The 20658-nt window shown below is 69.9% G+C and carries 19 protein-coding genes; 10 read left to right on the top strand and 9 right to left on the bottom strand.

Annotated features, from left to right (window positions below):
- Nucleotides 1–11: 11 nt before the first annotated feature.
- Genes ON34_RS04790 through ON34_RS04800 form a run of 3 tightly spaced genes read right to left on the bottom strand, consistent with a single transcriptional unit; the run spans nucleotide 12 to nucleotide 1778 of the window.
- Nucleotides 12–353 carry a hypothetical protein gene (locus tag ON34_RS04790; protein WP_040774756.1) on the bottom strand — a complete coding sequence of 114 codons (342 nt, stop codon included), beginning with the start codon at nucleotides 351–353 and terminating at the stop codon, nucleotides 12–14.
- Complete coding sequence (locus tag ON34_RS04795) at nucleotides 350–1462, bottom strand: C40 family peptidase (protein ID WP_040774758.1); 1113 nt, start codon at nucleotides 1460–1462, stop codon at nucleotides 350–352. Before ON34_RS04795 ends, ON34_RS04790 begins: the two co-directional genes overlap by 4 nt.
- 4 nt (nucleotides 1463–1466) lie before the next feature.
- The gene (locus ON34_RS04800; RefSeq protein WP_245547887.1) at nucleotides 1467–1778 is read right to left on the bottom strand and encodes a hypothetical protein; all 312 of its coding nucleotides are present in this window, start codon (nucleotides 1776–1778) and stop codon (nucleotides 1467–1469) included.
- Between the two features lie 153 nt (nucleotides 1779–1931).
- Between ON34_RS04800 and upp the strand changes: the two genes are divergently transcribed.
- Together upp and ON34_RS34355 are read left to right on the top strand one after the other, a co-directional pair.
- Nucleotides 1932–2555, top strand: a complete 624-nt coding sequence (upp, locus tag ON34_RS04805) for a uracil phosphoribosyltransferase (protein WP_040774761.1) — start codon at nucleotides 1932–1934, stop codon at nucleotides 2553–2555.
- Nucleotides 2556–2634: 79 nt separating this feature from the next.
- Nucleotides 2635–2913 carry a uracil phosphoribosyltransferase gene (locus ON34_RS34355; protein ID WP_373291859.1) on the top strand — a complete coding sequence of 93 codons (279 nt, stop codon included), beginning with the start codon at nucleotides 2635–2637 and terminating at the stop codon, nucleotides 2911–2913.
- Nucleotides 2914–2949: 36 nt separating this feature from the next.
- Here ON34_RS34355 and ON34_RS04810 read toward each other — a convergent pair whose 3' ends face one another.
- Both ON34_RS04810 and ON34_RS04815 read right to left on the bottom strand, forming a co-directional pair.
- On the bottom strand, nucleotides 2950–4446 hold the full coding sequence (locus tag ON34_RS04810) for a phospho-sugar mutase (RefSeq protein WP_040774762.1): 1497 nt from the start codon (nucleotides 4444–4446) through the stop codon (nucleotides 2950–2952).
- Nucleotides 4447–5226, bottom strand: coding sequence for a purine-nucleoside phosphorylase (locus ON34_RS04815; RefSeq protein WP_040774803.1), 780 nt, complete (start codon nucleotides 5224–5226; stop codon nucleotides 4447–4449).
- A 125-nt stretch (nucleotides 5227–5351) separates the two neighbouring features.
- Between ON34_RS04815 and ON34_RS04820 the strand changes: the two genes are divergently transcribed.
- The 3 genes from ON34_RS04820 (at nucleotide 5352) to ON34_RS04830 (ending at nucleotide 9042) form a co-directional block, all read left to right on the top strand.
- Nucleotides 5352–6050 carry an enoyl-CoA hydratase-related protein gene (locus ON34_RS04820; protein WP_040774764.1) on the top strand — a complete coding sequence of 233 codons (699 nt, stop codon included), beginning with the start codon at nucleotides 5352–5354 and terminating at the stop codon, nucleotides 6048–6050.
- A 488-nt stretch (nucleotides 6051–6538) separates the two neighbouring features.
- A complete protein-coding gene (locus ON34_RS04825) occupies nucleotides 6539–7783 on the top strand; it encodes a M20 family metallopeptidase (protein ID WP_083889152.1) in 1245 nt (414 codons plus the stop codon).
- 116 nt (nucleotides 7784–7899) lie between these two features.
- The gene (locus ON34_RS04830; protein ID WP_373291861.1) at nucleotides 7900–9042 is read left to right on the top strand and encodes a M20 family metallopeptidase; all 1143 of its coding nucleotides are present in this window, start codon (nucleotides 7900–7902) and stop codon (nucleotides 9040–9042) included.
- A gap of 359 nt (nucleotides 9043–9401) precedes the next feature.
- Here the strand turns inward: ON34_RS04830 and ON34_RS04835 are convergent, their stop codons facing one another.
- The gene (locus ON34_RS04835; RefSeq protein WP_040774806.1) at nucleotides 9402–9878 is read right to left on the bottom strand and encodes a gamma-glutamylcyclotransferase family protein; all 477 of its coding nucleotides are present in this window, start codon (nucleotides 9876–9878) and stop codon (nucleotides 9402–9404) included.
- A 175-nt stretch (nucleotides 9879–10053) separates the two neighbouring features.
- On the opposite strand from ON34_RS04835, the gene ON34_RS04840 reads away from it, so the two are divergent.
- The 4 genes from ON34_RS04840 to ON34_RS04855 all read left to right on the top strand — a co-directional run bounded on the left by ON34_RS04840 (nucleotide 10054) and on the right by ON34_RS04855 (nucleotide 15139).
- A complete protein-coding gene (locus tag ON34_RS04840; RefSeq protein WP_040774768.1) occupies nucleotides 10054–11457 on the top strand; it encodes an NAD(P)H-quinone dehydrogenase in 1404 nt (467 codons plus the stop codon).
- A 303-nt stretch (nucleotides 11458–11760) separates the two neighbouring features.
- The gene (locus ON34_RS04845; protein ID WP_245547888.1) at nucleotides 11761–12777 is read left to right on the top strand and encodes a hypothetical protein; all 1017 of its coding nucleotides are present in this window, start codon (nucleotides 11761–11763) and stop codon (nucleotides 12775–12777) included.
- Nucleotides 12778–12850: 73 nt separating this feature from the next.
- Nucleotides 12851–13864 carry a DUF8176 domain-containing protein gene (locus ON34_RS04850; RefSeq protein ID WP_040774810.1) on the top strand — a complete coding sequence of 338 codons (1014 nt, stop codon included), beginning with the start codon at nucleotides 12851–12853 and terminating at the stop codon, nucleotides 13862–13864.
- A gap of 99 nt (nucleotides 13865–13963) precedes the next feature.
- Entirely contained in the window at nucleotides 13964–15139 is a 1176-nt protein-coding gene (locus ON34_RS04855) for an aminotransferase-like domain-containing protein (protein ID WP_040774770.1), read from the top strand.
- 15 nt (nucleotides 15140–15154) lie between these two features.
- On the opposite strand, the gene glpK is transcribed toward ON34_RS04855, so the two are convergent.
- A complete protein-coding gene (gene glpK / locus ON34_RS04860; RefSeq protein ID WP_040774772.1) occupies nucleotides 15155–16654 on the bottom strand; it encodes a glycerol kinase GlpK in 1500 nt (499 codons plus the stop codon).
- A gap of 195 nt (nucleotides 16655–16849) precedes the next feature.
- On the opposite strand from glpK, the gene ON34_RS04865 reads away from it, so the two are divergent.
- Nucleotides 16850–18583, top strand: coding sequence for a glycerol-3-phosphate dehydrogenase/oxidase (locus tag ON34_RS04865; protein WP_040774774.1), 1734 nt, complete (start codon nucleotides 16850–16852; stop codon nucleotides 18581–18583).
- Nucleotides 18584–18684: 101 nt separating this feature from the next.
- Here the strand turns inward: ON34_RS04865 and ON34_RS04870 are convergent, their stop codons facing one another.
- Both ON34_RS04870 and ON34_RS04875 read right to left on the bottom strand, forming a co-directional pair.
- Entirely contained in the window at nucleotides 18685–19536 is an 852-nt protein-coding gene (locus ON34_RS04870) for an alpha/beta fold hydrolase (protein ID WP_040774776.1), read from the bottom strand.
- A gap of 333 nt (nucleotides 19537–19869) precedes the next feature.
- The gene (locus ON34_RS04875) at nucleotides 19870–20652 is read right to left on the bottom strand and encodes an Fpg/Nei family DNA glycosylase (protein WP_040774778.1); all 783 of its coding nucleotides are present in this window, start codon (nucleotides 20650–20652) and stop codon (nucleotides 19870–19872) included.
- Nucleotides 20653–20658: the final 6 nt, after the last annotated feature.

Consider the following 20658-nt stretch of genomic DNA (forward strand, 5'->3'; position numbering starts at 1 on the left):
GCTCTGCTCGTTCACACCGGCCTCATCCAGCTCGTCGGCCCCGTGTCCGCGTCGTCGATCCGGTCGAGTTCGTCCACCGCCTGTTGGCGGGTGGGCAGGCCGAGCCGGTCGAGGATGTCCGCGGGCATGCCCGCCTCGGCGAGCAGTTCGCGCCGCCGGGCGCGCGCCGCGATGGCCGAGCGCTGGGTGAGCCGCAGGATCTCGTTGGCGAGTGACTGTGCGCCGTAACGGTATTCGCTGCGCTCGAACTTGATCTCCACCGGCATGCCCTGGTCGGTCGCTCGCACCGAGATGGTGCCCGACCGGTTGCTGCTGGCGGCGACGGTGACGTTGGGGACTTGCGGTTGGGTCATGCTGTCGGCCTGTAGAAACCGTAGAAGTCCATGCCTGAGTTCTCCGTTCGAATCGAGCTGATCTGGACCGGGTCACCCGCCTCGACGAACTGCCCGTTGCCGATCACCATGGCCACATGGCCATCCCAGATCGCGAGGTCGCCGGGCATCAGGTCGCCGGGGGACACCGGTGTGGCCCCGTTGCCCTGCTCGGCCGCGAGCCGGGGCAGGTCGACGCCCGCCTCGCCGTAGGCGTACTTGGTGAGCCCGCTGCAGTCCAGTCCCGCGCCGGGGGTGTTGCCGCCCCAGACGTAGGGGGTGCCGACGGCGCCGATCGCCGAGCGGACCGCCGTGGCGGCCTGCTCGTTCGGCGCCTCGACGACGCTGCCGTCGGGCAGCGTGATCTTCACGCCCTTGCCGTCGGCGGGATTCCCCGACGAACCGGTGTCGGGCTGGTGCGGACCCGGAGTGCCTCGCGTGGTGCCGGGAGTTCCGTGCGGGCGGGGTGAGCTCATCGCGGTGCTCATCATCTGTCCCGCGCCGGTGAGCACGCCGGACGCGGTGGAAACCAGCTGCTGGGCGCTGGAGGCGGAGGCGGCGACGGGCAGTCCGGCGGGCGGAGGCGTCGGCGGCGGCGGAGTGAGGTCGTTCATCGACGCGGTGTGCGTCTGCAACTCGTTCTGTACCCGGCCGACCACGTTGAGCGCTTGGCCGAGATGGTCGATCGCCGAGCCGACGAGCACCGTCAACCCCTGCGGCGTCGCCAACGCCGGACCCATGCTCGCCGCGGTGTTCACGAACGACTGCGCGATATCGGTGAGCTCTTTCTGGCCCGTCTCCACCTCGGCGGCGGCCTGGTTCACCACGGTGGCCATCTCGTTGCCGCGATCGGAGATGGTGGCCGCGGAGGTCTGCACCCGTAGCGCCTTGGCGGTGGCGGCGTCGGCGGCGCGGCCGTCCCACGCGGCGTTCATCCCGTTGATGCTGTCGCGGCCCATCTGGTGGATCTGATCGACCACGGCCGAGGTGCTGCGCAGCGCGTCGGTGGGACCGCCGGCGGGCAGTACGCCGGAGCCGAAGCTGGCGAGCAGGTCCAGGATCGGTTTGGCCAGCGCGTTGATATCGATCACAGGCTCACTCCAGGTCGGTGGCCGCGCTCCGCAGCGCGCTCGCGGCGGAGGTGTCGGTCTCGGTGAGGACGGTCGCCGCGCCGGTGGCCGCGCCACCCATGCTGGTCAGCACCGCGGACAACTGGCCGATCGCGGCGACGTGCCCGGCGTGCGCCGCGGTGTAGGCCGCCATGAAGTCGGCGCCGACGAGTCCCATGATCGGACCTAGCAACGCGGGCTCCGCCGCGGCCGCGCTGACCCCCGCCGCCGCCATCTCGCCCGCCATGACGTGGGCGGTGGCACCGTAGGCGGCGATGCCCTCCGTGTCCGCCGACATCTTTCGCATCAGAGCTTCCCCCATCTGTTGTTCCCAGGCAGAGTACGTCATCCACTTGGTTCGACGCGCGCTGTTCCGGTTCGGTTCCGCCGCTTCGGAAAAAAGTCGGGTCGAGTCCGGCGGCGCGCCCCCGATCGACCTTATCGTTCCCTCATGCGCACCCACACCGTGGACCATCCACTCGTCGCCGCCCTGCTCACCATCATGCGGGACGAGCGCACGCCCAATCCGGCTTTCCGTGCCGCACTGCGTGATCTGACCGGCATCCTGATCTACGAGGCGCTGCGCGAGGCGCCGGTCGAGCGTTTCCCGATCGTCACACCGGTCGCCGCCACCGAGGGCGTCCGGCTGGCGCGGCCGCCGTTGCTGGTTCCGGTGCTGCGCGCCGGGCTCGGCATGGTCGACGCGGCCGCCGAGTTGATTCCCGACGCCAGGATCGGATTCGTCGGCCTGGCCAGGGACGAGAACACCCATCTGCCGGTGCCCTACATGGAATCGCTGCCCGCCGACCTCGCCGGATTCCCGGTCTTCGTGCTCGACCCGATGCTGGCCACCGGCGGCTCGATGCGCTACACCCTCGAACTGCTCGCGGCACGCGGCGCCACCGACATCACCGCGGTGTGCGTCGTCGCGGCCCCGGAAGGCGTTGCGGCCCTGAAAGACTCGGACCTGCCGGTGCGCCTGGTCACGGCGGTGGTCGACGCCGGACTGAACGAGAACGCCTTCATCGTGCCGGGCCTCGGCGACGCGGGGGACAGGCAGTTCGGCCCACGCTGACCCGGCGAGAGAAAGCGCACCGACGCCACCGCGTGGCGGGATTCGCATCCTTTGTTTCCGGTGCGAGCAACCCACCGCGGTGCGCGTCGTCGTCGCGGCCCCGGAAGGTATTGTGCCGGTGGAAGGCTCGGGTGTGTGTGCCGGTGCGCATGTCACGGCGGTGGTCGACTCGGGGCTGAACGAGAACGCCTTCATCGAGCCCGGCCTTGGCGACGCGGGTGATCGGCAGTTCCGCTCTCGCGTTGACCCGGCGCGGGAGCCGTTGCGACGTTGTAAGACTCGGGTCTGCCGGGCGGCTTGCCGTGGTCGTCGACGTGAGACTGAACGTGGACGCCTGCATCGTGCCCGGTCTCGATGATGTCGGCGATCGCGGTCCGGCCCGCGCAGGGCGGAATCAGAGAGTGATGCAGAAGTCCTTCAGTGCCGAAAGACGTTCGCGCGCAGACGTTCGCGCGGCCGGAAGGTCGGCGTGCGAGGCGACTGGTTCGACCACCTCCAAGTAGCACTTGAGTTTCGGCTCGGTGCCGGAAGGACGCACGACCAAGCGGGACGAGGCGCCCTCGAAGATCAGGGCGTCGGTCCGCATCCGGCCGCGCACCTCGAGTTGGTCGGTGTATTTCACCGGTTCGCCCGCGATCTCGTCCGGCGGGTTCGCCCGCAACCGCTCGACCACCGCGGCGGCGTCGGCGGCCGACGCCAGTCGCAGCGCCACTTGCTCGCCCGCGTGCAGGCCGAATTCGACCGCGTAGTCGTCGAGTTCGTCGTGCAGGGTGCGGCCCGCCGCCTTCAGCCGGGCGACCAGGTCGGCCGCGAGCACGGCGGCGGAGATGCCGTCCTTGTCCCGGACCTTCGCCGGGTCGACGCAGTGGCCGATCGCCTCCTCGTAGGCGTACACCAGGCCGTCGCCCGCGCGGGCCAGCCACTTGAAGCCGGTGAGCGTCTCCGCGTAGCGGCCGCCGCGCGCCGGAGCCAGCTTGGACAGCAGCCGCGAGGACACGATCGTCGTCGCCACCAGCGCGCCGTCCGCCGCGGTGCGCAGCACGCAGTCCCCGAGCAGCACGCCGGTCTCGTCGCCGCGCAGCATCCGCCAGGTGCCGTCCGCCAGTGGAACGCCCACCGCGCAGCGGTCCGCGTCCGGGTCGAGCGCGATCGCCACGTCGGCGCCGACCCGGGCGGCCAGCGCGAGCAGCAGATCGGTGGCGCCGGGTTCCTCCGGATTCGGGAACGCGACGGTGGGGAAGTCGGGGTCGGGCTCGAACTGCTCCTCGACGACGTGGATGTCGGCGTAACCGGCGGCGGTGAGCGCTTCGACGGCGAGGTCACCGCCCACGCCGTGCAGCGGGGTGAGCGCGATCCGGATGCCGGCGCGCTGGCCCGGACCGCCGATCAGGGCGGGCAGCTCGGCGACGCGCCGCAGGTAGCGGCGCACCATGTCGTCGCTCGCGGGGGCGACCGGCGCACGATCGACCGGCTCGGTGACCTGCTCGATGCGGCGCTCGATCTCGGTGTCGGCCGGGGCGATCAACTGCGAGCCGCCGTCGAGGTAGACCTTGTAGCCGTTGTCGGTGGCCGGATTGTGCGATGCGGTGATCTGCACGCCCGCGACCGCGCCGAGCTCGCGCACCGCGTACGCGACCACCGGCGTGGGCAGAGGGCGCGGCAGCAGCGTCACCGGAAAACCCGCCGCGGCGAAGATCTCCGCGGTCGCCGTGGCGAACTCGGCGGACCCGTGCCTGGCGTCGCGGCCGACGACCACCGCGCCGCCGCCGAGACAGCGGCCCCGCAGCCAGTCCACGATCCCGGCGGTCGCCCTGGTCACCGTGGTGACGTTCATGCCGTCCGGACCGTCGCGCAGCGGGCCGCGCAACCCGGCCGTGCCGAAGCGCAGCATCTACACCCGTTCCAGCACGCCGCGCAGCAGCTTGCCAAGGCGCGGCGCGGCGGCATGCCCTTCGGCGAGCACCTCGGCGTGGGACAGATGCGCGCCCGTGACGCCTGCGGCCAGGTTGGTGACCAGCGAGATGCCCAGCACTCGCGCGCCGAGCGCGCGGCAGGCGATCGCCTCCAGCACCGTGGACATGCCGACCAGGTCCGCGCCGATGGTGCGCAGCATCCGGATCTCGGCGGGAGTCTCGTACTGCGGGCCGGTGAGCCCCGCGTACACGCCCTCGGTCAGGCTCGGGTCGACTTCTCGGGTCAGGGCCCGCAACTCGGGATCCCAGGCGTCCACCAGATCGACGAAGGTCGCGCCCGCCAGCGGCGTTCGGCCGGTCAGATTGAGGTGGTCGCTGATCAGGACCGGATCGCCGACCCGGAGGCCGGGACGGATGCCGCCCGCGGCGTTCGTCAGCACGACGATCTCCGCGCCCGCGGCGATCGCCGCCGTCACCGGATGCACCACGTCGGCGGGTTGGTAGCCCTCGTAGAGATGCTGGCGCCCCATCAGCAGCAGCACGGCGGTGTCGTCCACCTGGACCGTGTGGACCATGCCGACATGGCCCTGCGCGGTGGGCGTCCCGAAACCGGGCAGCTCCGGCATCGGCACCGACGCCCGCGGCGTCCCGATCTCGGCGGCCGCGTCCTGCCAGCCGGATCCCAGCACCACCGCGACCCGATGGCGTGGCACTCCCGTACGTTCGGCGATCGCCTCAGCGGCCTCTTGGGCAAGCATGATCGTCACTCTAGCGCCAGGTCGGCGGGCGGACCGGTTGTCCAGGGGAGCTGACGTCACGCGGGCGGTAACTGGAGCCCTACCCGCGAGTAGGACTTTCCCCGGCGGCCGGATACGCTGCACGCATGCCGTATCTGGAACGTGAAGGGGAAGTTTTCGTCGTCTACCTCGGCGCCGAGGGACAGACCGACAGTGAGAACCGCTTCCACCCGGACTGGATCGACGAGGTCCACGCGCTGCTGGACAAGGTGGAGAGCTCCGAGGGGCCCGCCGCGCTGGTGACCACCGCGACCGGCAAGTTCTACAGCAACGGCCTGGACACCGATTGGCTGTTCGGCAACATGGACAAGATCCACGGCTACCTCGACCGCGTGCACTCGCTCTACACCCGCCTGCTCGCCTTCCCGCTGCCGACCGTCGCGGCGATCAACGGCCACGCCTTCGGCGCGGGCGCGATGCTGGCCACCTCGCACGACTTCCGGGTGATGCGCGCCGACCGCGGCTTCTACTGCCTGCCCGAGGTGCACCTGGGCATGCCGTTCACCATCGGCATGAACGCCCTGCTCACCGAGCGGCTGAGCAACCAGGTCTGCGTGCAGGCGATGACGACGGGTCACCGCTACCCGGCCGACGAGGCGATTGCCGTGGGCATCGTGGACGCCAAGGCGGACGCGTCCGCGTTGCTCCCGACCGCGATCGAGCGGGCGGCCGCCCTGGCGGGCAACCGCAAGCCCAACCTGCCGGTGATCAAGCGCGCGCTGCACGCGAAGGCGCTGACCGGACTGGCCGTGCCGACCACCCCGGAGAACCTGGCCTTCGGCTGACCGCCTCCGCCGTACCACGCGCGTCGGACTGCGTTCCCCTTGCCAATGGCGTCAATGGCGCCGTTCCAGCCCCAGCTCGTGGACGGACGGTCGACACCTCCGCGCCGGAGGCGCCAGCTGTGGAGTGCGGTTCCACCCGACCTCGCGCGCAATCGTCACCCATCGCGGGCCCACACGCAGTGGTGGTAGGTGAATGTGGTCACCGCGCAGTCCCGGAGTGGTCGCAGCGGTCCGGTACTTGATTGACCGCCAGAGGCGCACCAAACCCAGGTCGTGCGATTTCGGCCCACGTGACCACACCGGTTCAACCCTCGTTTTCGAGCGGAGCGAGACCTGGCATTGCCCGTTTGCGGCCCGGCTCGCGTCCGAGTGGCCGACGCGTTCGCAACGAAGTCGCCAGCGGCGGTCGCTCGGACGCAAGCCACAAGGGGGCCGCGAACACGCAGCGCCGCAGGCGCTGCAAAACAAATGCTGCGAGACTGTGTTGCATGCCACCACCGCGCAGCGGGCACGACCGATCGCACCGCGACGACCACGCTGTGCGCTCGGACGCCGACGCGGCCGGTCGCAGCGACGCGGCGATCACCGCTGCGTCCGCCGAGCTGATCGCGCTCTCGCACGCGATCCACGCCGAACCGGAGCTGGCGTTCGAGGAGACGCGCAGCGTCGCCAAGACCATCGCCCCGCTGGCCGAGCGTGGTTTCCTGATCGAGACCGGGGTGGCGGACTTACCGACGGCCTTCCGCGCCAGCTACGGCAGCGGGCCGCTCACGGTGGGCCTGTGCGCCGAGTACGACGCGTTGCCGGAGATCGGGCACGCCTGCGGCCACAACATCATCGCCGCTTCCTCGGTGGGCGCGGCGCTCGGCTTGGCCGAGGTCGCCGACGCGCTCGGCATCACCGTGCTGGTGTTCGGCACGCCCGCCGAGGAGAGCGGCGGCGGCAAGGTGCTGATGCTCGAACGCGGCGTGTTCGATGACGTCGCGATGGCGATGATGGTGCACCCGGGTCCGCTCGACATCGTGGGGGCCCGCTCGCTGGCGCTGGCCGACGTGTCGGTGGTCTTCCACGGGCGCGAAGCGCACGCCAGCGCGGCCCCCGAACAGGGCCGCAACGCGGGTGACGCGGTCACCGTCGCGCAGGTCGCCCTCGGGTTGCTGCGACAACATCTCCTGCCCGGCCAGCAACTGCACGGTATAGTCGGCGACGGTGGCGTAGCTCCCAACATCGTGCCCGGACGTGCGGAACTGCTGTACTACCTACGCGCAGTCGACTCCGCATCCCTCGATGACCTGACGCGACGAGCGTCGGCGTGCTTCGAGGCGGGCGCCCTCGCGACCGGCTGCACCCACGAAATCCGGACGCTCGCGCCGACGTACACCGAGTTGACCCCGGATCCGGAGTTATTGTTCGCCTATCGCGAGCAGATCATCGGATTGGGACGCGTGCCGCTCGCCCCGGAACTCGAGGCGCAACGGCCGCTGGGCAGCACGGACATGGGCAACGTGACCAATGTCATGCCGGGCATTCACCCGGTCATCGGCATCGATGCCGGTGGTGCGGTGACACATCAGCCAGGCTTCGCCGCGGCGAGCGTCAACGCCTCGGCCGATCGCGCGGTCCTCGATGGTGCGCTCGCCCTCGCGCGTACCGCGATCGGGGTCGCACGCGATGACATCCATAGAGACAGGTTGTTGCAACGGCTAGTTCAACGACAGGAGGACATTCGGTGAGCACAACCGGCCGTTCGGCGGCGCAGGCGACGGGTTCGACAGCGGGCGCCCGCGTGGTCACGGAAGGGCTCGGGAGCTCCGCGCTGCCGGAGACCTTGATATCCGGGCGGGTAGCGGTGGAGTCGTGGCTGGCCGATCACACGGTCGACCTGATCCAGTGGCGCAGGCACATCCACGCCAACCCGGAACTGTCCCGCACCGAGTTCGGCACCACCGAGTTCGTCTCGGCCTGGCTGACCAAGGCGGGCCTGTCGCCGCAGGTCCTACCGGGCGGCACCGGTCTCATCTGCGATATCGGTCCCGAGGGGCGCCGGATCGGTCTGCGCGCCGACATCGATGCGCTGCCGCTACAGGAGTTCACCGGATTGAGCTTCGCCTCCACCGTGCCGGGCGTGGCGCACGCGTGCGGCCACGACGCGCACACCACGATCCTGCTCGGCACGGCGCTGGCCCTGGCCGAGGTGCCCGAGCTGCCGGTCGGTGTGCGGCTGGTCTTCCAGCCCGCCGAGGAGGTCATGCCGGGCGGCGCGATCGACGTGGTCGCCACCGGTGCGATGGCGGGCGTCGAGCGGATCTTCGCGCTGCACTGTGATCCGCGGCTGGAGGTGGGCCGGGTCGGCATCCGCGTCGGCGCGATCACCTCGGCGGCCGACACCATCGAGCTGGTGCTCGACTCACCGGGCGGCCACACCTCACGCCCGCACCTGACCAGCGACCTGGTCTACGCGATCGGCACGGTGATCACCGGCCTGCCCGGCCTGCTGAGCCGCCGCATCGACCCGCGCACCAGCACTGTGATGGTGTGGGGCGCGGTGAGCGCGGGCAAGGCGCCGAACGCGATCCCGCAGACCGGCATGCTCACCGGCACCATCCGCACCGGCGATCACGACACCTGGTCGCTGCTGGAGCCGATGGTGCGCGAGATCGTCGACGGGCTGCTGGCCCCGACCGGCGTGCGCTACCAGCTCAACTACCGGCGCGGCGTGCCTCCTGTGGTCAACGAGGAGCACTCCACCCGCATTTTCGAGGACGCGATCCGCGCGCTCGGCCCCGACGCGCTGGCCGACACCATGCAGTCCGGCGGCGGCGAGGACTTCTCCTGGTACCTGGAAGAGGTGCCGGGCGCGATGGCCCGTCTCGGTGTCTGGTCCGGCGAAGGCGAACAGCTGGATCTGCACCAGCCGACCTTCGACATCGACGAGCGGGCGCTCGCGGTCGGCGTCCGGGTGCTGAGCAATATCGTCCTCGGCTGTGTTTGATTTGCCGCGCCTGCGGCGCTGGGTGTTCGCGGCCCCGGGAAGTCTCGCGCCCGAGCGGGCGGGACTCGCGCCTTCGGCGCACGCGCTTCGCCCGCTCGGACGCGAGACGGGCCGCGAACGGTGCTCGTAAGACTCGCACCCGGCGGGGCTGGGTGGGATTCGCGGTAGTGATCGGGTGAGCGGTGCGGGCGGGACTCGCGGCCTGCCTCGCATGCGCTTCGCACACCCGGATAAGAACCGTGCCGCGAACGTGTTCGATGGTCTCGCACCCGACCGGGGTGGGAGTGTGTTGATCGGATAGCGGAGTGGCCGAACCGGAAGTTCGGCCACTCCGCTGTCGTCCAGCGTGGACCGCGTGGTCAGCCGAAGTTGCCCGGCCCCACGTTTCGGCTGTTTCTGGTACGTAGCTCGTGTACGTAATCCGCTGGCGCGCCTGCCTTTTCGGCCGCGTCCGCGATCACGCCGAGGTAGCGGGCCGATGGCAGCCCGCCCTCGTACGCGTCGAGCACGTAGAGCCAGGCCAGGGTGGGCTCGCTGTCGCCGTCGGCGTCGCGGGTCACCCGCAGGCGGATCTTCTTGTGGATGCCGAAGTCCGAACCCTCCCAGCGGTCCAGCCGCTGCTCGTCCTCCGGGGACACGTCGTAGAGCACGACGAACACCCGGGAACCCGGGTCCTCGACGACCGTCGCGAGAGGCCCTTCCCAGCCGATGTCGTCACCGGCGAAGGTGAGCCGCCAGCCCTCCAACCAGCCCGTCCCGGACATGGGTGAGTGCGGACAGCGCTCGAGCATCTGCGTTGCGTCCATGTTGGACCCGTAGGCGGCATAGATCGGCACCAGCAAAGGGTAGCCAATAACCTTCGCCGACCGCGTTCGATTGCCGCACCTGCGGCGCGGCGCGCGGCGCGGAGCAGCCGTGCACCGGCAACGCGGTAAGAAGTGCGAGGTGGTTGCCGGATAACGTGGACATCGCGGCCGGAGATCCCGGCGCGAAGCACGAGCGGAGGTATCAATGACCCGCATCGCGATCATCGGTGGCGGACCGGCCGGCTACGAGGCGGCGCTGGTGGCGGCCCAGCACGGGGCGTCGGTGACGCTGATCGATTCCGACGGCATCGGCGGGGCGTGTGTGCTGTGGGACTGCGTCCCCTCCAAGACGTTCATCGCCTCGACCGGGGTGCGCACCGACCTGCGCCGCGCCCGGGATCTCGGGATCACCCTCGACCCGAATCAGGCGCACGTCCAGCTGCCCGAGGTGAACGCGCGCGTGAAGGCGCTGGCGCTGGCGCAGTCATCGGATATCCGCTCGAAGCTGCAGACCGTCGGGGTGACGGTGCTGGCCGGTCGCGGCGAGCTGATCGATCGCGCCAGTGGGCTGGCCGCGCACCGGGTGCTCGCCAAGCTGGCCGACGGCTCGCAGCAGACCATCGAGGCCGAGGTGGTGCTGATCGCCACCGGGGCCAGCCCCCGGGTGCTGCCCGGCGCCGAACCGGACGGCGAGCGCATTCTCAACTGGCGTCAGCTCTACGACCTGGAGGAGCTGCCGGAGACCTTGGTGGTGGTCGGCTCCGGCGTGACGGGCGCCGAGTTCGTCTCCGCGTACACCGAAATGGGCGTGCGGGTGAAGCTGGTCTCCAGCCGCGACCGCGTGCTGCCCGGCGAGGACGCCGACGCGGCGCTCGTGCTGGAGGACGCGCTCGCCGAACGTGGCGTCGAGCTGGTCAAGCACGCGCGCGCGGACGCGGTGGAGCGCACCGCCGAGGGCATCGTGGTCAAGTTGTCCGACGGGCGCACGGTTTCCGGCTCGCACGCGCTGATGACGGTCGGCTCGACACCCAATACCGCGGGGCTCGGGCTGGACCGGGTCGGCATCGAACTCGACCGCGGCGGCTATCTGCGGGTGGACCGGGTGTCGCGCACGTCGGTGCCCGGCGTCTACGCCGCGGGGGACTGCACCGGTCTGCTGCCGCTGGCTTCGGTGGCGGCGATGCAGGGACGCATCGCGATGTACCACGCGCTCGGCGAGGGCGTCAGCCCGATTCGCTTGAAGACCGTTGCCTCCGCGGTGTTCACCCGGCCGGAGATCGCGACCGTCGGGGTCAGCCAGACCGCGATCGACAACGGCGAGGTGCCCGCGCGCACGGTGATGCTGCCGCTGAACACCAATCCGCGCGCCAAGATGTCCAGTCTGCGACGCGGTTTCGTCAAGATCTTCTGCCGCCCCGCGACCGGCGTGGTGATCGGCGGCGTGGTCGTGGCACCGATCGCCTCGGAGCTGATTCTGCCGATCGCCCTTGCGGTGCAGAACAACCTGACGGTGAACGACCTGGCCCAGACCTTTTCGGTCTACCCGTCGCTCACCGGATCGGTGACCGAGGCGGCCCGTTTGCTGATGCGGCACGACGACCTGGACTGACGTCGTCCTGACGCGCGCTGTGCCGTGTCCGGTATCGGACATCCTGCCCCCGGAACACGGGGCTGGCATGCGGCCCCGGTGGGCTTGCCACCCTTGGTTATTCGCTGCGTTGCTCATTGTGCGCACATGTGGTTCACTCCTCGACAGAGATGCGATCGGAGGGCGGTCGCGAGGTTCGGTGCGGGGGGATGGGTTCCTTTCCAAATCGGCACGGCGAACGATTCGGGTCGTTCGACGATCGGGCGTCTCACCCAGGGACAACTGAATGCGGCCGACCAGCCGCACCCGGGAAGGGAATTGCAAGTGAAACATCGTAAGCCGAGTAGGGCGCAGCGAGCGATGGCGAGCACCTCGTTGCCACTGGCCACAGCGGCCGCGGTGGCCACTCTCTTCGCGGCGCCGGCGGGGGCGGCTCCCAACGATCAGCCGACGCAGCCGGGCGTCACCGAGTCGCCGAGCACCCCGGAGACCACTCAGGCGGAACCGAACAAGCCGGAGTCCAAGCAAGATCCGCAGAAGCCGGAGAGCAAGCCCACGCCGAGCCAGCCCGGCGTCACCACTCCGGACTCCGACCATGCCGCGCCCGAGCAGAAGGATCCGCGACTGGCCAGTCCGACGCAGCCGGGTGTGACCTCCCCGCGCGTCGCGCCGCTGCCGGTCCCCGGCCAGCAGCCGGGCGAGCCGCAGCCCGCGGTGGTGCCGGATCAGGCCGCCCCGGAGGCCGGCCAGCAGGCGTCCCCGCAGCCTGGTCAGCAGGCCGCCCCGCGGCCGGGCACGCAAGGCGGCGAGAACGCCGACGCGCAGCAGCCGGAGAGCTCCACGCTGGCGCAGCCGAAGCCGCGCTGGCAGGCCCCGCGTCAGGAGGCCGCCCCGCCCGCTCCGGTCGTGGAGATGACCGGTCCGCATGCGGAGATCGGCGCGAACCTCAACGGCAACAACGTGTTGCCGGGCTACGTGGCGAACACTCACCACTTCAGCAACGAGGCCGGTTACGTCGGCACGATCGGCTACCGCACGCCGACCGGCCAGGGCGAAGCGGGCGTCTCGGTGGAGTTCGTCGACAAGAACACCGTCAAGCTCACCACCTACACCGGTGGCGAGGGCCTGGCCGACAACAACACCACCGCGGTGTTCGACACCACCCAGCTGAACATGGCCAAGGCCGCGGTGGAGGATTGGATCCGTGAGCAGCCGGGCGGCGCGGCCGCCCTGGAGGCCGCCGCACAGGTTAAGCTTCCGCTTCAGTCGGGCGATATCGCTCCGCAGACCGTCGACGTGGCTGGCGTCACCGCCCAGTGGGGTGGCTCGCTCCAGTACTGACACGAGCTGATCTCGACGGGTGGGGCGGTCGTTCACGACCGCCCCACTCGTGTGTCCTGGGAAAGGATTGGGTGTGACCTCCGAGGGTGATGCGAGGGAGAACGAATCCGACCGGTCCGGGTCGGAGTTCGGTCCGCCGCTGGGGGAGTTCGGGCCGCCGGTTTCCGAATTCGGGCCGCCCGTTTCGGAATTCGGTCCACCGATGGGCGCCGATACCGGCCCGCGCTGGCAGGTCCCGCAGCAGCCCACCGACCACCCCGAACTGATCTGGCGTCCCGCGGGCGAGCCGCAGACGACGCCCCCACCGGCCCCGCACTATCGTGCGCCGGATTCCGCGGTCTACACCGAACGGCCGACGACGCCTGTCCAGCCCGAGCAGCCTGCCGCGGAGGCCGCGCGTCCACAGACCACGGGCGGCGAGCAGGAGTCGTGGTGGAAGCAGCCGACCGCCGAAGGTGCCGTGCCGAAGCCGCCTGCGCCGGCCGACTCCGGCTTGTCCTGGGCCGAGGACCCGATCGCCATGCGGCTGGCGTTGCGGGTGCCCCCGACGCCCGCGCCCGCGCGGCGCTCCGGCTCCTCGCCGCGATGGGTGGTGCTCGGGGCGCTCGCCGCGGTTGTGGTGCTGATCGCGCTGACGGTGACCATCATCGCGGTCTCCCGCGACAACGGCGACACCGGCGCCGCTCCCGATATCGGCACCACCACGGCGGCGTTGAGCTGCCCGGCCAGCAAGGACGGCAAGGTCACGGTGGGCAACGGCGCGGGCGACACCAGCAGCGGCCCCGGGGCCATCCTCGGCTTGCAGTACGCCTTCTACGTCGAGCGCAGCGGTGAGCGGGCCAGGCGGTTCGTCGCCGCCGACGCGGAGAACGTCTCGGCCGCGGAGGTCATTCAGAAGGGCATCGACGAGCAGGTGCCGGTCGGCACCACGCATTGCCTGCGGATCACCGAGACGGCCGCCGACACCTTCGACGTCGACCTGACCGAGCATCGACCCGACGGAACCACCACGGTGTACAAGCAGACGGTCACCACGGCGAGCCGGGACGGCAAAATCTTGGTCTACGCGATCAGGGACCGCCTGTAACCAGGGCGGTTCCCAGATCATGGGATGAATATTTCAGCTTCTGGTCCGGGTGTGCGACAGTGAGATATCGCGTCCCGCGGCGTTCCCCGGAGGTATCCCATGTCGCCGACCATTCCACCGCTGGCAGGCAAACTGGAGGGCCTGCGGAGTTCGGCGATCCGTGATCTGCTGAAGCTGACCTCGCGTGCCGACATCGTGAGCCTGGCGGGCGGCCTGCCGGACGCCGAGCTCATGCCGCGTGAGCGCCTGGCCGCGGCGGCGGACGCTGCGCTGAGCCACAACGGCTGCCTGCAATACACCGAGTCGACCGGGTGGACGCCGCTGCGCGAAGTGCTCGCCCACCGGGAGTCGGCGAGACTCGGCCGCCCGGTCCAACTCGCCGAGGTGTTCGTGACCCACGGTTCGCAGCAGGCATTGTCGCTGCTGTCCGAGGTGCTGCTCGACCCGGGCGCGCTGGTCGTCGTCGAAGATCCGGCGTATGTCGGTGCACTGCAAGTCTTCCGGGCCGCGGGTGCGCGTATCGCCGCGGTGCCGCTGGACGGCGAGGGCATGCGCACCGAGGCCATCGCCGAGCTGATCGCGCGGGGTGAGCGCCCCTCCGTGGTCCACACGGTGAGCAATTTCCACAATCCGGGTGGCGTGACGATGAGCCCGCGGCGCCGCGCGGAACTGGCCGAGCTCGCCGAGCGCCACGGATTCTGGGTGATCGAGGACGATCCCTACGGTGAGCTGTGGTTCGACAGCCCCGCGCCCGAACCGGTGGCGTCCTACTCACGCAACGTCATCCGGCTGTCGAGCGCGTCGAAGATCCTCTCGCCGAGCCTGCGCGTCGGCTGGATGGTCGCGCCCGAACCGGTCTGCCGCGCGGTCGAACTGCTGAAACAGGGGGCGGACCTGTGCGGGTCGGCGCTCACCCAGCAGATCGCCGCCGACCTGCTCGCCGACACGACGTGGCTGGCCGGTCATGTCGACCAGGTCCGCGCGGTCTACGGTGAACGGGCGAAAGCGCTCGTGCACGCGACGCGCACCCGGTTCGGCGACCGCGTGCGGTGCACTGATGCCGCGGGCGGCATGTTCGTCTGGGCCGATTTCACCGACGGCACCGACACCGACCAGTTGCTGCCGCGTGCGCTCGCAGCCGGGGTCGCCTACGTTCCCGGGTCGGCGTTCGCGGTCGACGGCGGATACCGCAACTCGATGCGTATGTGCTTCACCACGTCCGACGCGGCGACGCTGGAACTGGCTGTCGACCGGCTGGCGGACGCCGTCGGGTAGCGCGCCGCCCAACGGTCAGCCGACCCAGTCGTAGGTGCGCTCGACCGCCTTGTTCCACGCCGCGAGGTGCGCGTCCCGGTCCGCGTCCGGCATGGCCGGGTGCCAGGTCTTGTCGGCGGCCCAGTTGGCCCGGATGTCGTCGGTGCCCGCCCAGTAGCCGACAGCGAGCCCGGCCGCGTACGCCGCGCCGAGCGCGGTGGTCTCGTTCACCACCGGACGTACCACGGGCACGTCGAGGATGTCGGACTGGAATTGCATGAGCAGGTCGTTGCCGACCATGCCGCCGTCCACCTTCAGGGTGGTCAGCTCGAGGCCGAGCCGCTGGGCCTCGGCGTCGGCGCGCATCGCGTCGACCACCTCGCGGGTCTGGAACGCGGTGGATTCCAGCACCGCTCGCGCCAGATGCGCCTTGGTGACGAACCGGGTGAGCCCGGCGATCACCCCGCGTGCGTCCGGCCGCCAGCGCGGCGCGAACAGCCCGGAGAAGGCGGGCACGATGTAGGCGCCGCCGTTGTCGGGGACGCTGCGGGCCAGCGGCTCGATCTCGTCGGCGGCGGAGATGATGCCGAGGTTGTCGCGGAACCACTGCACCAGCGCGCCGGTGACGGCGATGGACCCTTCCAGCGCGTACACCGGGTCGGCCTCGCCGAGGCGGTAGCACACCGTGGTGAGCAGGCCGTGCTTGCTGAACACCGGCGTGGTTCCGGTGTTCAGCAGCATGAAGTTACCGGTGCCGTAGGTGTTCTTGGCCTCACCCGGCGACAGGCACGCCTGACCGAAGGTGGCGGCCTGCTGGTCGCCGAGGATGCCCGCGACCGGCACCCCGGCCAGCGGCCCCGAGTTGATCGGCGCGTAGACCTCCGAGGAGCTCACGATCCGCGGCAGCATCGACTCCGGCACGCCGAACTCCGCGCAGATCTGCGAGTCCCATTGCAGCGAGCGCAGATCCAGCAGCATGGTGCGGGAGGCATTGGTCACGTCGGTGATGTGCTCGCCGGTGAGGTTCCACAGCACCCAGCTGTCCACGGTGCCGAAGCACAGCTCACCGTCCTCCGCGCGCTCTCGCGCACCCTGGACGTTGTCCAGGATCCAGCGCAGCTTCGGCCCGGCGAAGTAGGTGGACAGGGGAAGGCCGGTGCGGTCCTGGTAGCGGGTCGATCCCAGGTCTCCGCCGAGGTCGGCGCACAGCCGGTCGGTGCGGGTGTCCTGCCAGACGATGGCGTTGTGCACCGGTTCGCCGGTCTTGCGATCCCACACCACGGTGGTCTCGCGCTGATTGGTGATCCCGACCGCGGCGATGTCGCCGCTGCCGAGCCCGGTGCGTTCCAGCACGTCGCCGAGCACGAATTCGGTATTGCGCCAAATCGTTTCGGGATCGTGCTCGACCCAACCCGGCTGCGGGAAGATCTGCTCGTGTTCGCGCTGCGCGACGCCGACGACGCGTCCCTGCCGGTCGAAGACGATGCACCGACTCGAGGTCGTGCCCTGGTCGATGGCGGCCACATAACGACGCATTCGTGCAGGTTACTTGTCTCGTGATGCTCGAAAACGGGTTTTGGGCCTGCTGGCTGGGCGGTGGCGCTCCGTCAGGGTGAAATTGATCATTTTCAGTTCGCGGCTAGAGGTGCTGGGGAACAAACACTCCCGATTCGCCTAGCCTGGTGTGGAAGGCTAGGTCGGACACATCCGCGTCGGCGGGAGGAGTCGAGCATGGCCAGCAAACCGGATTCGCAGTTCCTCGGCCCGGAGCAGCGCGCGACGGCGTGGGAGCGCTTCGACAAGGATCATTTCGACGTGGTCGTCGTCGGCGGCGGGGTGGTGGGGGCCGGTATCGCCTTGGACGCGGCGACCAGGGGTCTGGGCGTCGCGCTGGTCGAGGCTCGCGATCTCGCCTCGGGCACCTCCAGCCGGTCGTCGAAGATGTTCCACGGTGGACTGCGGTATCTGGAACAGCTGGAGTTCGGATTGGTGCGCGAGGCGCTGCGGGAACGCGAGCTCTCGCTGTCCACCCTGGCGCCGCATCTGGTCAAGCCGCTGCGCTTTCTCTATCCGCTGACCCGCCGCGCCTGGGAGCGTCCGTACGTGGCCGCCGGACTGGTCCTCTACGACACCATGGGCGGGTCGAAAACCGTTCCCGGTCAACGGCACCTGTCCCGTGCGGGCGCGTTGCGGCTGGCGCCGGGGTTGCGGCGCGACTCGCTGATCGGCGGCGTCAGCTACTACGACACGGTTGTCGACGACGCGCGTCACACCATGATGGTGGCGCGCACGGCCGCGCACTACGGCGCCGTGATCCGCACATCCACCCAGGTGGTGGGATTCCTGCGTGAGGCCGACCGGGTGGTCGGCGTCAAGGTGCGCGACACCGAGGACGGGCGCACCGGAGAGGTCCGCGGACACGTGGTGATCAACGCGACGGGCGTGTGGACCGACGAAGTCCAGGCCTTGTCGCATCAGCGGGGCCGGTTCCACGTGCGGGCGTCCAAAGGGGTGCACATCGTGGTGCCGCGCGATCGGATCGTCAGCGACACCGCGATCATCCTGCGCACCGCGACCTCGGTGCTGTTCGTCATCCCGTGGGGCACGCACTGGATCATCGGCACCACCGACACCGAGTGGAACCTGGACCTGGCGCACCCGGCCGCCACCAAGGCCGACATCGACTACCTGCTCGAACGGGTGAACCAGGTGCTGGTCACGCCGCTCACGCCCGACGACATCGACGGCGTGTACGCCGGGCTGCGCCCGCTGCTGGCGGGAGAGAGCGACGAGACCTCCAAGCTGTCGCGTGAGCACGCCGTGGCCCGGGTCGCGCCCGGCTTGGTCGGCATCGCGGGCGGCAAGTACACCACCTATCGCGTGATGGCCTACGACGCCGTGGACGAAGCGGCGCAGGACATTCCGGCCCGGGTCTCCCCGTCGATCACCGCGAAGGTGCCGCTGCTCGGCGCGGACGGCTACTTCGCGCTGGTCAACCAGACGGTGCAGCTGGCCGAGACCTACGGTGTGCATCCCTACCGGATCAAGCACCTGCTCGACCGGTACGGCTCGCTGATCTACGAGGTCATGGCCCTGGCCGAGGACAAGCCGGAACTGCTGCAACCGATTACGGACGCGCCCTCCTATTTGCAGGTGGAGGCGGTCTACGCGGCGGCGGCCGAGGGCGCGCTGCACCTGGACGACATCCTGGCCCGGCGGACCCGGATCTCGATCGAGTATTCGCACCGCGGCGCCAACTGCGCCGAGCAAGTGGCCGGGCTGGTCGCCCCGATCCTGGGCTGGGACGAGGAGGAGATCGACCGGGAGGTCCGCACCTATCAGGCGCGGGTCGAGGCCGAAGTCCGCTCGCAGACCCAGCCCGACGACGCCTCCGCGGACGCCCTGCGAATCGCGGCACCCGAGCCCCGCCCGGAAATCCTGGAACCGGTGCCGTCCGAGGGGTGATGCTCGTCCACGCCGAATCCAGGGCTCGGTTCGCGCATCGGACATCCCGCACCCGCCTGAACCCGGGCCGCGCATGTGCGGCTCACTTGTGTCGACTGTCGTCAGCTGTCTCCGGCAGGCGTGGAGAAATCAATGAGAGCGCGGGCGACCTGGTCGGGAGCGTTCTCGGTCGGGATGTGTGCGGCTTCCGGGATGCGTACGAGTGTGCTGTACGGGATCTGCGCGACGAATTTTTCGGCGTATTCGACCTTTTCGAAGCGGTCGTCCGCACCCCAGATCAGTAGCTTGGGCGTCGTGGAACGCCGCAGCGCGGGAACGAGATCCAGGGTGTAACGGCTGTCGGCTGCGGCGACCATGGCCAGCCAGGAGCGGCGGACCCGCGGATCTATCCACGGATCCAGGTAGTCGGCGATCCGTTGCTCGGTGGCGGCACCGGCCAGGTCCGTGGTGACGGCTTGTCGGCGGGCGGTGAGAAAGCCGTCGGCGGTGGTCGCCGCGACGACCTCCGGGTCCTGGAACCGTGTCACGTGGGGCGCGGGCCAGGAGTCGTAGGCGACCGAGTTGACCAGGGCCAGCCGGGACACCGCCAGCCGATCACAGGCGAGAAGATGCTGGGCGACGGCTCCGCCGATGTCATGACCTGCCACGGCGATCGGCCCGGAGAGCTTCAGCGCGGACACGAATCGCACCACCCATTCCGCGAGAGCCGGCACCGTGGCCGTTTCCACGGTGAGCTCGCCTCCCGAGCGCCCCAGTCCAGGAAAATCGACCGCAACGGGTCGCAGCCCTGCCCGGGCGAGGTGGCCGAGCACCGGAAGCCACACCCGGCTCCAATACGTCCCGTGCAGCAGCAACACCGCCGGGCCGCCCGGCCCCGCAGTCAAGTAGCTGGCCGTTTCGCCATCGACCCGAACGGCCTTCCTCGACACTCCCGTTTCTGTGGTTTCACTCATGGGACCACTGTGACCGGACGCCTACCTCCCAGCCGAGAGTCCGAAAAGACATTCTTGGGTAGATTCTTGCCATGAACGTGCTCGCGCAGGCCGGACTGCTCGACGGCCGCCGCGCTACTACTCACTGGCGCCACACCGCCCTGCTCCGAGGTGCAGGTCGACCCGGACGTGCTCTTTCACACAGCGGCGGGATAGGGCGAACGACACGAACAGTCGATGCGATGGTCGGTAAAGCCACGGATGCGGTTACCACCGCCGGACGGCACTTGCCTGCACCGTAGTAAGCCACGGGGCGAATTGCCATGTTCGGCGGCCTCGGTGTGGCTTGCCAGGCTACGTCGGCGGAACGGGCTGGCAGCGCGGGCAGAAGTAGATGCCGCGTTCCCGCTGGACTACGCGGTCGTAATCGGGTGCGGTGTAGTCGAGCAGGTCGGCCTTCAGCGGTGTACCGCAGCGTTGGCATGGACGATGGGTGCGGCCGTAGGCCAGCGGGCGTCGTGGGGGTTTGTCCACGGCTTCGGTCAGTACCCGATGCGCCTCGTTGACCAGGGCGAGCAGATCAGGGACGTCGCCGACTCGGGTGGCGGGGTGGACGCGGCGGAGGAAACAGACCTCGCTGCGGTAGATATTGCCGATGCCGGCGAGGTTGCGCTGGTCGAGCAGGGCGACGCCGACCGGCTGGTTCGGATACCGCTCCAGCCGTCGGACCGCCTGCGCCGCGTCCCAATTCGGACCGAGTAGATCCGGCCCGAGATGGCCGACGATCCGGTGTTCGTCGCCGATCCGCACCACGTCGACGGTGCCCAGCGAGAACCCGACCGCTTCCACTTCCTCGGTGCTCAGCACGACCCGCGCGGCGACCCGTGGTTTGGTCCAGCGCTGTCCGCAGTGGAATACCCGCCAGCTGCCCTCCATCTTCAGGTGCGTGTGGACACTGACGGTCGGCGTACGGATGAACAAGTGCTTGCCGTAGCTGCCGACGCTCTCGACCACTTGCCCGCGCAGGTCGAGCGTGGCGAAACGCGGCACTCGGAAGTCGCTGCGGGTCAGCTCTTTTCCCGCCAATGCGGCCCGAAGCCGCTTGGCGGTGAGGAATACGGTGTCGCCCTCGGGCATCAGGCG

This window comes from Nocardia pneumoniae NBRC 100136 (genome assembly GCF_000308755.1).
Lineage (GTDB): Bacteria > Actinomycetota > Actinomycetes > Mycobacteriales > Mycobacteriaceae > Nocardia > Nocardia pneumoniae.